This is a genomic window from Mesorhizobium sp. L103C131B0 (genome assembly GCF_000502275.1).
Taxonomy (GTDB): Bacteria; Pseudomonadota; Alphaproteobacteria; order Rhizobiales; family Rhizobiaceae; genus Mesorhizobium.
The window spans coordinates 283,128-297,924 of sequence record NZ_AYXC01000001.1; the positions used below are offsets into that span (position 1 = coordinate 283,128).

Consider the following 14,797-nt stretch of genomic DNA (forward strand, 5'->3'; position numbering starts at 1 on the left):
CCCCGGTGGCTTACCGGAGATGCCAGCCCGGCAAAGCTTTTACCGGCGACAATATGCCGGCGCCCTCGCGCATCGATGCTTGACAGGCTCGCCCTCCCAACCTTATATCCGCGCGACCTTGGCGAACGCCTCGAAATGCCTTTCGATTTAAGGCGGATTTCGGGCCTTTCGCCGCCCTGGCGGGGTAGCTCAGTTGGTTAGAGCACGGGAATCATAATCCTGGGGTCGGGGGTTCAAGTCCCTCTCCCGCTACCAGCCTACCTTAAGCTACTGAAATTATAGAAAAAACGCCGACCTATGGTAGGCGCCCTGTCCGAAAAAATCTTCAATGATTTTCAGGACCTAGCCTGCTACCGTTGTGACGCCAACGAACGTGTTGCGACGCTTCGCAGACAACAAACTGTGCCTCGAGAGACGTGATTTGCGGGAATTGGCTGAAGTCTCCACCTGCGGACCCATTCGGTCCCGATTCCGAGGCGTAATCGACGCGGATTTTCGAATGGCGCGCCCATGTCGCACGCCAGCCCTCAACGCTCGGCGGCTTATGCCCAAGTTATCCAGCTAAATTAAGCAGTCTCATCGGGCGGGCGCTCTGGGTTAGCCGACGCCAATCCGCGTGAGCGTACGCGGATCGTCTGACAGATACGATCAGCGAGAGAAGCGAGCGCGCCCTGCACAGTGCGTGCCCCAAGAACGGATTGGAGGGTAACGGCCTGTGTTGCAAACCTATGTTTGAAGGCCTCTCCGCCACAGAGGAAATCGACCAATCCCAAGCCGTGATCAAACGACCACTGTATATACTCCGTAATCAGGACCGCACCCGGCGACGCTCGGCTAAAATCAGGGTCGTAGGTGGTAACGAATGCCATCATGACGTTGTGCTGGACGATGTTGATGGAAACCGCGACCATCGCACCATTGCATTCAAGTACGAAAATGCGCAGCACACCGGCGCGTGACAGCGCGTCCACCAGGGCGGCAAGAACCGGCTCGCCCTCTTCGAAAAGGTCGGATTCACGCGTGTGCTTTTCCAGCCATCTGCGCTTCAGCGCCGACAGTCGCTCCAGCAATGGCTGCAGCGGCTCGTCGGCCGACAGGAGGCGGAATTTCGCTTCGCCTGTTTCCTCCAGTATCTTGATGCCGCGCCGATAGTTCTGGCGCATCTTTTTCGGCTGGTCCGCCAGCCACGCTGCTCCGCTGGCCCACTGTCCAGCGACGCGATAACTGACTTCCTCCCGGTGATTGGCGCGAAGCTTGACGCCGCTGGAAGAGGCCGGTGTAAAAATCCTGCGGGCTGCCGCATCCGGAGACAGACGATTGATAAAAGCAAGATCGAAGCCACCCGCCGAACAGATCCGGTTCCAGAGGTCCTGGAGGGCCGATAGGGAGCATTCCGGCGCGACAAGAATATCACCATAGTCCGTATAGCTATTGGCGGCCCATTCGAGGAGCCGAAGTCCTTTTCGTCTGCCGATCGCCAGGGGAATGACAGCGACCAGCCTGTCATCGCTCCATACCAGGCCGATCCGCAGCGAGCGCCGGGCGCGGTCACGCACGGTGCTCCACCATGCCGAAACCCAGGCATGGCTCTGAAAGATCAGTGCATCGGTACGATGCCATAGGTCTACCCATTCGGCTTCGATGGCGGCCAGGCGATCCGTCGAACTGACGATTTCCAGTCGCTCCGCACCAACAGCGTCAATCGAAGCCATTTTGTTCATGGTTGGAGACGGTCCTGCGGCTGCGCGACATCGATGCGCTTTTGAAAAAGTCGCATGATATGGTTTGCCATTTTCTTGAGCGGCAGCACGTAAAGTCCGAAAAGTGACTGATAGTCGCGTACGTCGCGATCTATCAGTCCAAACTTGAGGTCTTCGTCCGGATCCGGGATGAACTGCGTTCCGAATATGCGATCCCAGAATGAAAAAAGCAGCCCGAAATTCTTGTCGTAGTGGCGAGGGTCGACACTGTGATGCACCTGGTGCCAGTGCGGACACAAGATGACGCCGTTCAACCGGCCGAAGGAAATCTTCAGATGCGTGTGGCGAACAAAGTCCATCATGAGAATGTTGCGAATGACATAGACGTTGATGCCAAATATGGCGATCTCGACCGGATCAAGCGCAATCAGGCTCCACAAGCCGAAACTGATCCCCGGTATGACGCCGTCCCAGATCCGGTTCATCAGATCGTCCAGGGGGTGAACCCGGTCCTTGGTGATCCCAACCATCACTTCGGCCGAATGATGCACCTTGTGCAATTCCCACAGGAACGGGAAACGGTGCTGGGCAACGTGATATAGGTAGTAGGAGATATCGTAAGCAACGAGCATGGTTGCGGTGAAGAGGATGATCGTCACTGGGCCGGCGGGGCCGGGTATCAGCGGTTGCGAGATGCTGAAGAGCCAGCCGACTGCCTGGTTTGTTGCATATCCCGTGGCGGCAACGAAGGTGACACCGGCGGGAATGAGCAGGAAGGGCATCACCAGCCTTTTCGTGATCCAGAACAATGCGTCCGCTCGCGCCGATGGGTGCATGATGACTTCCGCGGGAAAGGCGAAGTCGAAAAAGTCCCGGAAGGATTTCTGTTCGACCGTTCGCCAGTAGGCGACCACCGCGCTCCCCAGCGCCGTGAGCAACAGGAGACCGAGTGTCAGCAGATCGATGTGTGAGAGTTTTTCCACGATCACTCTGGCGAATTCCGAAAACATCGATGCAGTGGCTCCTAGGTGGTGAAATGGTGATCCGGCTCGTCGCGAAGCACATATTGCCAGGCCCATCATATGCTGCCCGCAACTGTGTATCGGGATGCGACTGGCAGAACAATCATGGCCAAATTAGCAGATCAACGGTGTCAAAACCGCTAAATATCTGAACGTAATTAATGTCGAACGCTGCGCCTGCAACCTGCCCGTTATCGGGTCTGCGGCGGACTTGGCGCGAGCCGGATGACTACTCCCTTTTCGCCTACTTGGCCACGCCATGCGAGGCGTTCGGCTGGCTGCCTTGCACCAAAACGCGGCGAAACCCAGCCGCCCTGGCCCGGTGTGTCGCCGCCGGAACGGATGTGGATCGCTGCGTCTGGAAAGTGGATAGTCATCAAAGGTTCAGCGCCGCGCAATATCGCGACAATGTTTCCATCCCTGTTGGCGTGGAGGTCGGCGGCGAGTTGGAAGACGATCTCAGCGACGCGGCTGCCGCCGAGCAGTTGGTCGGTCACGAGGATGCCGTCGCCATCGCGTGTCACGGCGCGTTGATGCACAACGCCGAAGCAGCCTTTGTACCCGTCATGTCGGGCACACAGCCTCCAGTGCGGCCCCGGCTCGCTCTCCACCAATGTCGCAACCGCCTTGTGCGACCAGTTGAACGCCCCGGAGATGATGCTTTGGCTTTTACCCTCTAGGTTCAGCGTGTTGTGCGCCGGCGTCGAGCGGAACCAGTCGCGCCAGCCTCCCCCCGAACCATAGAGCCATGTGCCGGGGTCGACCAGCACCGGATCGCCGTCAATGCACAGGGTGAGCGACAGCGCGTCGGCATGACCGTGCGCCGCTATCGAAAGGTAGCCCAGCGGGCCGTGGTCGTATGTCAGATGGACGTTGCGACCATTCATCTCGCCGCGCCAGACGGAGAGCCCGCCTTGCGTGAATGTATGCAATCCATCCGGCACCGGCGCCGGCCGCGGTGGCGCGCCGAAGAAAAGCGCACGAAAATCGCCAGGCTCCGGTGCGCTGCCCGGCATCCGTAGAAAACCACGGATGGCGGCCGCGACCGATCCGACATAATCGGTTTCGCCCCCCAGCGTGATCACGCGGCCTTCATCATTGTCGCCGAAGCCGCTGGTTTTCGGCGGGAGCCAGCCTGCGAAATTGGCGAAAGCGGCCAAACGCGCTTCGACGGGCTGGGGAAAAGGCAGTCCGGCCTGGCGCGCCGCCGCAGCGCACAGCAGGAAAAGTTCGGCACTGAAGGCGGCGTAGGTCGGGGTCTGCTCGGCCCCGGCGCCATCGGCCAGGATCTGTTTGAGCACCTCAGCCAGGAGCGACTCGCGAGCCACCTCGGCCCCGAAAGCCAGACCGATCAAATATTCGCCAGCCAATTCCGCGACGAGATGGTTGTTGGCGGACGAAAAACGGGAGGGAAACCGCGGCAGCCAATAGGCGCTTGCCGCCAGTATTTCACCGACTTTTTCTCGCGTCGCCGCGCCAAGCCGGTCGCCGACGAGGTCGAGCGTGACAATCAGGCTGATGGCTCGTAGCGCGACCTCGATGCCCGAGGCCCAGCCAACGCCCCGAAATGGTGGGTTGGCGAAATGCCAGCTCTCGATCGCCGCCTCGATGGCCGCACGGGATTGATCATCGCCGGTGAGAAGCAGATGGGCAGCCAGTGGCGGCAGTTGCTGCAGCCGGTTGATTTCCCAGACATATTTTACATCGCCACGGCCGGTGGCATGGCGAAAATCGATATCGAAAGTATGGGTCTTGGGGCCTGGCCAAAGCCGGCCGGTCACCGGATCAAGGCGCCAGAGCTCGGGTGGAAAGAGAGTATAGGGGTCTCGCTGTGGCCAGGTCTGCCCAAGTGCTGAAAACTGGCCCCGAAGAGTGTTTTGCGCAGCCGCCTCGATAGCTTGCCGCTGGGCTGGTGTCGCAGCGGCCGGCACAGCATTCCGCAATCCGTGCAGCACCGGGTGCAACTGCGGCGACGCATAGCGCTGCCAGCCGTTGTCGCGGCGGCGCGAAACGGTCCTCCGGCGCTGCTCGTCCAACCGATGCAATATCTCGGCCAACTCCATGCTGCGCAATCGGTTGAAATACCACCCGACCCTCATCCGCGCTCCGCCAAGATTTTGATCCTCATACACCATCCCGTCGAAAAAGCGTGTGGCGGCATCCTCTTTTCCGTTCCCGCGGTTAATATCTTCGGCCATGACGCGGAGTTTTGCGATGAGAAAAGTTGTCTACGTCATAGCGTGCGCGCTTGGCATGGCTTTGTCAGCCGAGGCGGCGCCGATCCCGCTTGAGCGCGGCGTTGGCGTCCATGAATGGCTCAACTGGTCGTCGGTGGAGAAAGATGGTTCCTACAAATGGCCGCCCTATCGCAGCGAGAAGGAATGGCTTGCGGGCGGCAGGCCGCTCACCGATTGGCCGGACGGCGACCAGTTTGGTCGCATTCGATCCATGGGCTTCGACTTTGTCCGGCTGAGTGTCGACCCTGGCCCTCTGCTTGCCAGCGAGGGCGCCAAACGACAACAGGCGCTGGACATGCTTGCCGCTGCGGTGCAGCGGGTGGTTTCAAGCGGGCTCAAGGTGGTTTTCGATCTGCATGGCGTCAGCCAGGTTCCGGCCTACAGCATGGAAATGATCCATGGCGGGGCCGACAGCGAGGGTGTTGCCCGCTATCGCAAAATGGTAGTGGCGGTGGCTGCCATGCTGATCAAAATTGGCGCCGACAAGGTCGCCCTCGAGCCCTATAACGAGCCCGCCTACTACCCTTGCGATTCAAGCGGCAGCGATGACTGGCAGCGGATCATGGCAGGCACGGTTCGCGATATTCGCGCCGTCAGCAGCGAACTCACCATCGTCGCGACCGGCGCCTGCGGCGGGAGCATCGCGGGACTGGTCAACCTGGACCCCAACTTCGACGACCCCAACGTCTATTACAGCTTCCACATGTATGATCCGCACAGCTTCACGCACCAGCGGGCCGATGACAAGAACGCTTTCTCCTCCGGCCTTCCCTGGCCTGCCGACGCCAGCACGCCCGAAGTGGTCGCCGAAACCCTCAAGGCGCAGATGGACGCCGCCGGCTTGAGCCAGATCGAAGAGGTGATGAACATGGCCTCGGCGCGTGAAACGATCGCCCGATACTTTGAGCAGAATTGGGGGCAGAGCCAGCTCGAAGCGGGTTTCCGTCAGGCGGTCGACTGGGCTGAAGCCCATGGCATAGCGAGCAGACGCCTGTTCGTGGGCGAATTCGGCGTTATCCTGATGTCTGCGGATGGCCGCATGGGAGCTTTCGATGCTGATCGCCTGCGCTATCTCATGGCAGTGCGCAGAGAGGCGGAACGCTTCGCGATGCCGTGGTCGGCCTGGGAATTCTCCAATCCTTACGGAATGAGTGTTATCCAACCCAAGGGGCCTGCGATCCCGGACCGGGAGATGTTGCGGGCACTGGGCCTGCCATAACTCGTCATCGGGTCAGGATCGGTTCGAGCGGTCTGCCTGGTTGCTGGCGATCAATCGCGTGAAACCCAAGGACTGTCGTCTCCAGTTGCAGCCGAGAGGGCCTGATCGAACCAAATCAGGCTCAGTTTTAAGATCACTCCACCGAGCAGCTATTTAATATATTCGCTGTAGATTGGTGTCCTCGATCATACGCAAACAAGGGAAAGAGGGCCAAGGGAAAGAATGTGCGGAATTGCCGGCTGGATTGGGCGCAGGGTCGAGAAGCCACAAGATCGGGCCGCCGGGATGTCGAATGCCTTGCAGCATCGTGGTCCCGATGCCGAAGGCATCGAACTCCTGGACCTGAACACAGGCGAGGACCAGTTGGCATTGGTGCATCGCCGCCTGGCGATTATTGACTTAAACGCCGATTCAAATCAGCCGATGCAGACCGAGGACGGACGGCTCCGGATTATTTTCAACGGCGAAATATACAACTACATCGAGTTGCGTGAGGAGTTGATCGGTCTCGGCCACCGTTTTCGCACACGCTCCGACACGGAAGTGCTGCTCAGGGCTTATGACCAGTGGCGCCTGGCCATGTTCGACCGATTGAGCGGGATGTTCGCTTTTGCGCTGTGGGACGCTCAACGGCGCGAATTGATCCTCGCTCGCGACCCCTTTGGAAAAAAACCCCTTTACCTCATGCAAGGCAGAAATTTGCTGTCGTTTGCCTCGGAGATCAGCGCGTTGTTGTCTGCGCAGCCAGATGGCCAGCAGCTCGATCTGGATGGAGTGCGCGAGTATCTGACCTGGCGTTACGTGCCTGGACCGCGGACGCTTTTCAAACAGATCCGCAAGCTCAACCCGGGAAGCTACGCTGTGTGGTCGCAAGGGGAAGTAACGGAAACGCGCTACTATGCGCCCCCGGATCAGACCGATCTGACAGCGGATATCGATCCAGGAACCGCCAAGCGGCGATTTCTGGAATTGCTCGACCGTTCTGTCGAGATCAGGATGCGCAGTGATGCGCCGTTTGGCGCCTTTCTGTCCGGGGGCCTCGACTCGTCGGCAATCGTTGCCCTGATGACCAGGCACAGCGACAACCCCATTCGTACGTTTTCGGTCGGTTTCAGCGAACAGGCTTACAGCGAGCTTCCATTCGCCCGGCGCGTCGCCGATCATTTCAAGACCGATCATTGCGAAATCGTCATCCAGGCGGATGACCTGATGAATCATCTGCCCAAGATGGTCCGCCATCGGGGGGCACCTGTTTCACAAAGTACGGACATTCCAATTTACCTGATGTCGGTTCGAGCCTCGCAGGACGTCAAGATGGTGCTTACGGGCGAAGGTGCGGACGAGATACTCGGCGGCTACCCCAAACATCGCGCAGAGTCTCTGGCGGGTGTCTACCGGTCACTTGTTCCAGCGTCGCTTCACAACAATCTCCTCGCCCCTTTGATGCGCGCATTGCCCGGCGCATCGGCCAAGTTCGACATATTTGCCCGAAGCGCGGGTGAACGGGACTTTGCAACCCGGATGATCTCCTGGTTTGGAGCCATGACGGCGCGGGAACGCGATTCGCTCCTCGGTGGGTTGGCCACTTGCGGCCATGACCGCAACGATTTCCCGTTCTCTTCGAGTGTGACGGAATCCCATCTGCGCCGTGTGTTGTTTTTTGATCAGACATCGTGGTTGCCCGACAACCTCTTGGAACGGGGCGACCGGATGATGATGGCCGGTTCAATCGAGGGGCGAATGCCATTCCTTGATCGCGATCTGGTTTCCTTCGTCAGCCAGCTGCCCGATCGTTACAGGCTCGGTCTCCTGGGCAGCAAACAGATCCTGCGCGACTGCATGGCCGGCATGGTTCCCGACGAGGCCCTCAACCGGCCAAAGATCGGCTTCAAGGTGCCCGTCGCCGAATGGTTCCGCGGGTCGATGAGCGATTATGTACGAGACCATCTGTGTTCGTCCCATTCGGTCATCCGTAGCTATTTGAGCGCCAAGAAGCTGGACCAGATTGTCACGGAGCACGCCGAGCGCGCCGCGGACCACGAAAAACTGATATGGGCGCTTTTGAACCTGGAGATATTCCACCGCGAATTCGCGCTTGGCCCGCCGCAGTGACGACAATGAAGGACAGCGTCAGCGCTTGACCGATCGCGCCTCGGACGCGACCGATCTCCAGACATCGCAGATCGCGTCGACAAACGGTGCAAGCTCAAGCCTTTCCCGGTGCACCGCCATGGCGGCGGCGCCAAGCCGCGCGCGCAGCGCCGTATCCTCGACCAGCCGAGTTAACGCCTCGGTCAACGCCGCCACATCGCCGGGCGGCACCAACAGACCGGATTGTTCGTGGGTGATGATGTCCTCGACCGCGCCAACCGGGGTGGCCACGACAGCCAGGCCGGCCGCCATGCCTTCGATCACCGACATTGGCAGATTTTCGGCGAACGAGGGGAGCACCAGAATATCGGCCGAAGCGATCAGTGATGCGACCTCGTCAGGTCCCACCCAGCCCGGAAAAGCAATACGGTCGGCAATCCCTAGAGCGACCGACCTCGCTCGTGCCGGCTCGACCTCACCATCGCCGGCGATCGTGGCACGCCAACCCCTGAGATGTTTCATCCGCTCCAGCGCCTCGCCCAACTGCGGCACGCCCTTTCGCTCGCCGATGCGGCCGAGGAACAGGATGTGCACGTGATCGCCTCCGCCGACATGCGCCAGGGAAGGAACTGCCGTGGCGTTGGGAACGATGACAATATTGCCGCCGTTCGCCGGTGCCCGGCTGGCGACGAAATCGCGCCAAAGCCCCCCCAGGACAATCACCCGGCCGGCATGCTCGAACAGAGCCCTGATACGGCGGCTCATGAAACTATGATCATCTTTCCAGAATGTCTGATACTGCGCCCCATGCAGATGAAGGACATATGGTATCGACAACAGCCTGGCGCAGGCGGCGATCATCATCTTGCGATAGGTGCTGCCGGAGACCGATATATTGATGTGAATGACGTCGGCGCGTCTGTCGAGGCGGGCCGCAAGCATCCGCGCGCAAAAACCAAGCATGTAGAAGATCGAAAGCCCGACATGTCCCGGGCCACGGCTGGAAAGAAAGCGCAGATCGATGTCGGCGATCTCTTGCCGTTCGAACTCCTGCTTCAGCGCCCCCATGATCCGGTCAATGCCGCCTTGTCCCGAAACGCCCGAGGGCGTTGCGACCAGGACATGTATTTTTCTATTGTGGGCGAGACGCTGCAACATGACACCATTTGGATTGCGGATGCCGGGTGACCGTAAAGCAAAGGTTCCAAAAAAGGTTTACGACAAATCTTTTGGTTCAAACTGTATCCGTTCACCCTTTGCCGTCATCATGCTGGAATACCCGTCGGTCAACGGTTAATCGACGGCAAATTTTCCGGGACAACCCTTTGCTGCTCCGTTCCACACTCATCTATGGCCCAGCTATTCTGCTGACGCGGGTTTCCGCTCTGCTCCTGCTGGTCGTCATGACGCGGTTGATCGACCAGACCGAGTATGGCCTGCTGACCCTGGTGGTCACCGTGGGCGAAATGACGGATGTTGCCGTTACCAACTGGCTGCGCATTGCCTTGCTGCGGCTTGGTGGAAAAGGCGACGTCAGCCGTGGCAGCCTGATGCTTGCCGGACAGGTATTGCTTGCCACCACGGTGCTGGCCCTGATCATATCCGTGATCGCCTCGGCGGTGATCGTGCCGGAGCGCTGGATCGAATTTGCAATCGCCGTCTGCAGCTATCTGATTGCCGGCTCCATCAGCCGGTTCGCGTTGACGGTGCTGCAAATGCAGCAGCGTCATTCCCTCTATTCGATGCTTGAATATCTGCGCGGCCTGCTGCAACTGGCCTTGCCGATCGCCGCCATCCTTATCTTCCAACGCTCGTTTCTGACGGTATCGCTCGGCTCGAGCCTCGCCGTGCTGATTGCCGGCATCGTGGCGTGCGTGGTGGCATCCGGGCGCGTTATTGGCGGCCCGCCGCGCTTCACCCACAAGGAGTTTTTTGCCCTCGGCGTGCCCCTCGTCATCATGGCGCTGGTCGGTTTCGGTCTCAACAGCGCTGAACGCGTCTTCCTCAAGCTCTACTACGATGCCGGCGCGGTGGCTGTCTTCGCAGCCGCCTACGCATTGGCTCGGCAGCCGATCGATATGGTCGCCAACGCAATCAACATGGGCGCATTTCCAGAAGTGGTCAGCCGCTTCGACGAAGAGGGATCCGAGGCGTCCGGGCGGTTGTTGTCGCAACTCATGGCCTTGATGATACGCCTTTGCCTGCCGGTCGCAGCAATGCTTATCGCGCTCAGCGGCGACATCACGCGACTCCTGCTGACCGCGGAATATCATGGTCGCTTCGGTCTGCTGTTTCCGATCATCGCCTTCAGCGTTCTTTGTGCCAATCTCACAAGCTTCGTTTATGGCGTCGTGGTGCACGCACATAAGCGGCCGTGGTTGCTGATCATCGCCAATTCCTTCGGCTCGGTGGCAACGATTTCACTGTCTTTTCTGTTGATCCCCACCATGGCGGAGGTTGGCGCGGCGTTGGCGTTGGCGGGCGGATCGCTGGCAGGTCTTGCAGCCTGCATCGTCATCGCCGAGAGGCTCACGCCGGTGCCGGTTCCCTGGCGCGACATCGCTGTCTCGGCCATCATTTCTATCTGCACCGGACTGGCCGCCAGCGTTGCCAGCACTGCGCTGGGCAATATGCCGGCGATCTTTCCGCTCGCGGCGGGCGGTGTCGCCGGCGCTGCGGCTTTCCTGGGACTGACCTGGTTGTTTCACCCCGCGGCCGTGACGCAGTTCATCGGCAAGCTAAGGGCACGGCTCCGGATCGCATAAATCCCGCGCAATGAGGCATGCTTGTCTGAAAGTCGCGAGCCTACGGATTGACGTTTCGGCGTCCCCGGCGAGACCAGAACTCACGCCACAGCAGCAGTGCATAGGCGGTGTTGGTATCGTAGTAGCGGCGCCACAAGCGTCGCGGCTCCTGCGCCACGCGAAACAGCCACTCCAGGCCCGCCGCCTGAACCAGTTTCGGTGCCCGGGCGACCTTTCCACCATAGACGTCGAAGCTGCCGCCCACGCCCATGACGAAACTCGGAGCGAGTACGTCGCGATAGCGCTTGAGAAAGCGCTCCTTGCTCGGCGTGGGCATCGCCACAAACAGGCAGTCGGCACCTGAAGCGTTGATGGCCTCGACGATCGCGGCCTCTTCCTCCGCCTTGAAATACCCATTGCGCCGGCCGGCAATGGCCAGGCTCGGATGATCTCTGGCAAGTCGGCTTTCAACTGCGTCGAGAATGTGCTGTTCAGCGCCCAGCAGGTAGGGGCGATAGCCACGCTTGGCGCACAGCGCAAGCAGGTTGATCATGACGTCGACGCCCGTCACACGCTCCGGCAACTCGACGCCGCAGAGCCGTGCGCCCCAAAGCACGCCTTTGCCGTCGACATTGACCATATCCGCCCCGACGACATCCTCGCGCAGTTCGGCATTCTTGCGCATGTTCACAAGCTTGGCGACGTTCACGACAACATGATGAAGCGGCCGCCGCGTCGCCATCGCCTCGTCTGCGATGGCCAGCGTCTCGGCCATGGTCAGCGCATGGATGGTCGCACCGAGAAACTCGCGGCGGCGTGATGCCAATAGGGAGTGTTGCGCCCATGCCGGGTCATGCGAGTTCATGCCGCTTCTCCGGTGCGAGCGAGAGACTGCGAGCGTTCCATTTCGGATTTCTTGCCTTCGATGCGGGCGTCGGGCTTGCGCGCCTTGCGCCAGGTCCACAGGCCCCGTGTGTCGACGAGCTTCTTGTCCTTGAGCGCTTCGGGATCGATCAGATTGAATTGTCGATGGTCGACCAGCAGGACGACGATATCGGATTGGTCAATAGCGGAAAGTGCATCGGTGAACATGACGCCGCTGCCCTCGAGCTCGTGTGGCAACTGACGCGCATTGGGCTCGGCAGCGACGATCTTGATATTGGGAATCTTGGACAGAAGCTTAACAACCTCGACAGCCGGGCTCTCGCGCATATCGTCGATATTGGGTTTGAAGCTGAGGCCAAGACAGGCGATCGTCTGCTTGCGGGTCGGGTCGAGCAATGCCTCGATGTCCCTGACCACCGACAAGGGTCGCTCGGAATTGATGCGCCGTGCCGAACTGATCAGCCGCGTATTGTTCGGTGCGGCGTCGATGATAAAATACGGATCGATCGCAATGCAGTGGCCGCCCACGCCCGGGCTCGGCTGCAGGATGTTCACGCGAGGATGCCGGTTGGCGAGATCGATTACCTCCCAGACGTTGAGCGACAGATCCTGGCACACCGCCGCAAGCTCATTGGCGAAGGCGATATTGACATCGCGGAACGCATTTTCGGTCAGCTTAACCAGTTCCGCGCTTTCGGCCTGGGTTATGAACAGGTCGCCGGCGACGAAGCTTGAATAGAGTGCCGCTGTCCGCTCCGAAGACTTTCGGGACAGCCCGCCGATCGAGCGATCATTGTTGATCAGTTCGGTCAGCACCTTTCCCGGCAGCACGCGCTCAGGAGAGTAGGCGACCAGGACGTCAGCTTCCTCGCCATGTGCGACGGGAAATTTGAGATCGGGTCGCAGTTCAGCGAGCAGCGCTGTCATGACACGCGTCGTACCGACCGGCGATGTTGATTCCAGCACCACCAGGTCGTCCCGTTTTAGCACCGGAGCGATGCTTCGCGCTGCCGCAAGCACGTAGCTGACATCCGGCTTGCGGTCCGGGGTGATCGGAGTTGGAACGGCGATAATATAGGCATCGGCCGGCTGAGGCGTACTGAATGCCTTGAGCTTGCCATTGGCGACGACTTTCTGGATCAAACCATCCAGGTCCGGTTCGATGATGTGGATTTCGCCGCGGTTGACCTTCGCGACCACCGCCTCGTTGATATCGACACCGATGACATCGAGTCCGCGGCTGGCAAAAATGGCACAGGTCGGCAGGCCGATATAGCCCATGCCGATAACGGAAACGGTTTTGATTTCAGCCATGATTCAGCAATTCCTCAACGATCCGGCTCGCAGCTTGGCCATTGCCGTATGGATTGTGCCTCTCCGCCATGCCGCGATAGACGCTCTCATCATCGAGCAGGCTATTGGCATTGGCCAGAATTTTTTCGATATCGGTACCGACCAGCCGGGCAGTACCAGCGGCGATCCCTTCGGGTCGCTCCGTGTTTTCCCGCATCACCAGCACCGGCTTGCCGAGTGAAGGCGCCTCTTCCTGCACGCCGCCGCTGTCGGTCAACACCAGGTAGCTCTGTTTCTGCAGGTACAGGAACGGCAAATAGTCCTGCGGGTCGATCAGGTGGATGTTCGGCACCGTCCCGATTTCGGCGTCGACCACGGAGCGCACATTCGGGTTGGGATGGACCGGGTAGATGATCTGCACATCCCTGCGCGCCGACAATGCCTTCAGCGCGGTGCAGATCCTCTGGATGCCGCCATCGAAATTCTCACGGCGATGACCGGTGACGAGGATCATTTTCTTGGTCGGATCGATGAAGGGGAAACGAGCGGCGAGCTTGGCGTTCATCAGCTTGTCGGCATCGATCTCGCTGGAGAAATGCAGCAGCGTGTCGATCACGGTATTGCCGGTTACGAAGATGGTGTTCGCAGCCTTTCCTTCGGCGATGAGATTGTCGCGCGCCTCGGTGGTCGGCGCAAAATGCCAAGTGGCGATGTTGCCGGCAATCTTGCGGTTCAGTTCCTCCGGAAAGGGAGAGTTGATGTTGTGGCTGCGCAATCCCGCCTCGATATGGGCAACCGGAATCCGCTTGTAGAAGGCAGCTAGAGCCGCGGTCATCGCGGTGGTTGTGTCGCCCTGGACGATGACGATGTCCGGCTTCGCCTTCTCCAGCACCCCCGCCATTCCGAGGAGCACGCGCGAGGTCACGTCGAACAACGTCTGACCTGGCTGCATGATGTTGAGATCGTAGTGCACCGGTAGGCCCGTCAATTCAATGACCTGATCGACCATCTCGCGATGCTGGCCCGTCACACATATTTCCGTGGTAAAGCCTGGATGGGCGAGCGCGGCGCGCGCCACCGGAAAACATTTGAGCGCCTCCGGCCTCGTGCCGAACACGATCAGCAGTTTTCGCCTTGAGGGCAATCTCGGATGTGAAACGGCGTTCATGGTTGACCCTGGTCACCGAAAGCGTGGGCGCCCGGCTGACATGTGCTTTCAGCCTAACAATAGCGCCCTGAACCGCCTTCGTATTCAAAAAAATTAACGTATGATTAACGCTAGAGTCCGCAGCCCCCCTTGGGCAAGCCTTGCCAGGAACTGTGGGGAAAGATACCAGAGCAAGCCATTTTTTGCTTTAACGAGAATAACTTGGGTTGACTAATATTTTAATCATCGGCCACGCCGTCGGATCCCGGCGCTGGGAAAATGAGCTTTTTATGCGGTTGGATGCGGCTGGTTACGTGGTCTCGAGTTGCCACGCGCCGGCGGCGGCGCCAACCGCTCGGGGGCTGGACACTGTCTTGGCGATCGAGAGCCGGCGTTTCGGTCCCTCGCTGGCGGGCCGGTCCGAGCCGTTGCCGCCCATCGATCGCGGCCCTCCGGACC

General features: G+C 59.8%; 10 protein-coding genes and 1 tRNA gene. 4 read left to right on the forward strand and 7 right to left on the reverse strand.

What is annotated here, in order from left to right; all coding sequences use genetic code 11:
- The first annotated feature begins 178 nt into the window (after nucleotides 1-178).
- Nucleotides 179-255: transfer RNA gene (locus tag X730_RS162725), tRNA-Met, on the forward strand.
- Between the two features lie 311 nt (nucleotides 256-566).
- Here X730_RS162725 and X730_RS162720 read toward each other — a convergent pair.
- From X730_RS162720 to X730_RS162710, 3 genes are all read right to left on the reverse strand, one after another.
- Nucleotides 567-1,721, reverse strand: a complete 1,155-nt coding sequence (locus tag X730_RS162720) for a GNAT family N-acetyltransferase (RefSeq protein ID WP_023825385.1) — start codon at nucleotides 1,719-1,721, stop codon at nucleotides 567-569.
- Entirely contained in the window at nucleotides 1,718-2,710 is a 993-nt protein-coding gene (locus X730_RS162715) for a sterol desaturase family protein (protein WP_023686296.1), read from the reverse strand. Before X730_RS162715 ends, X730_RS162720 begins: the two co-directional genes overlap by 4 nt.
- Before the next feature lie 203 nt (nucleotides 2,711-2,913).
- Complete coding sequence (locus X730_RS162710) at nucleotides 2,914-4,920, reverse strand: heparinase II/III-family protein (RefSeq protein ID WP_023825386.1); 2,007 nt, start codon at nucleotides 4,918-4,920, stop codon at nucleotides 2,914-2,916.
- 55 nt (nucleotides 4,921-4,975) lie between these two features.
- On the opposite strand from X730_RS162710, the gene X730_RS162705 reads away from it, so the two are divergent.
- Together X730_RS162705 and asnB are read left to right on the forward strand one after the other, a co-directional pair.
- A complete protein-coding gene (locus tag X730_RS162705; protein WP_032909816.1) occupies nucleotides 4,976-6,178 on the forward strand; it encodes a cellulase family glycosylhydrolase in 1,203 nt (400 codons plus the stop codon).
- A 222-nt stretch (nucleotides 6,179-6,400) separates the two neighbouring features.
- The gene (asnB, locus tag X730_RS162700; protein ID WP_023754974.1) at nucleotides 6,401-8,290 is read left to right on the forward strand and encodes an asparagine synthase (glutamine-hydrolyzing); all 1,890 of its coding nucleotides are present in this window, start codon (nucleotides 6,401-6,403) and stop codon (nucleotides 8,288-8,290) included.
- An 18-nt stretch (nucleotides 8,291-8,308) separates the two neighbouring features.
- Here asnB and X730_RS162695 read toward each other — a convergent pair whose 3' ends face one another.
- Entirely contained in the window at nucleotides 8,309-9,427 is a 1,119-nt protein-coding gene (locus tag X730_RS162695; protein WP_023671802.1) for a glycosyltransferase family 4 protein, read from the reverse strand.
- 167 nt (nucleotides 9,428-9,594) lie between these two features.
- Here X730_RS162695 and X730_RS162690 point away from each other — a divergent pair, with 167 nt between their 5' ends.
- On the forward strand, nucleotides 9,595-11,034 hold the full coding sequence (locus X730_RS162690; RefSeq protein ID WP_023754976.1) for a polysaccharide biosynthesis C-terminal domain-containing protein: 1,440 nt from the start codon (nucleotides 9,595-9,597) through the stop codon (nucleotides 11,032-11,034).
- Between the two features lie 40 nt (nucleotides 11,035-11,074).
- Here X730_RS162690 and X730_RS162685 read toward each other — a convergent pair whose 3' ends face one another.
- Genes X730_RS162685 through wecB form a run of 3 tightly spaced genes read right to left on the reverse strand, consistent with a single transcriptional unit; the run spans nucleotide 11,075 to nucleotide 14,359 of the window.
- Nucleotides 11,075-11,878 (reverse strand): WecB/TagA/CpsF family glycosyltransferase, encoded by an 804-nt coding sequence (locus tag X730_RS162685; protein ID WP_023725122.1) that lies wholly within the window; start codon nucleotides 11,876-11,878, stop codon nucleotides 11,075-11,077.
- Complete coding sequence (wecC, locus tag X730_RS162680) at nucleotides 11,875-13,212, reverse strand: UDP-N-acetyl-D-mannosamine dehydrogenase (RefSeq protein WP_023686301.1); 1,338 nt, start codon at nucleotides 13,210-13,212, stop codon at nucleotides 11,875-11,877. The genes X730_RS162685 and wecC overlap by 4 nt, the downstream gene beginning before the upstream one ends.
- A complete protein-coding gene (gene wecB, locus X730_RS162675) occupies nucleotides 13,205-14,359 on the reverse strand; it encodes a UDP-N-acetylglucosamine 2-epimerase (non-hydrolyzing) (RefSeq protein ID WP_023825388.1) in 1,155 nt (384 codons plus the stop codon). Before wecB ends, wecC begins: the two co-directional genes overlap by 8 nt.
- Nucleotides 14,360-14,797: the final 438 nt, after the last annotated feature.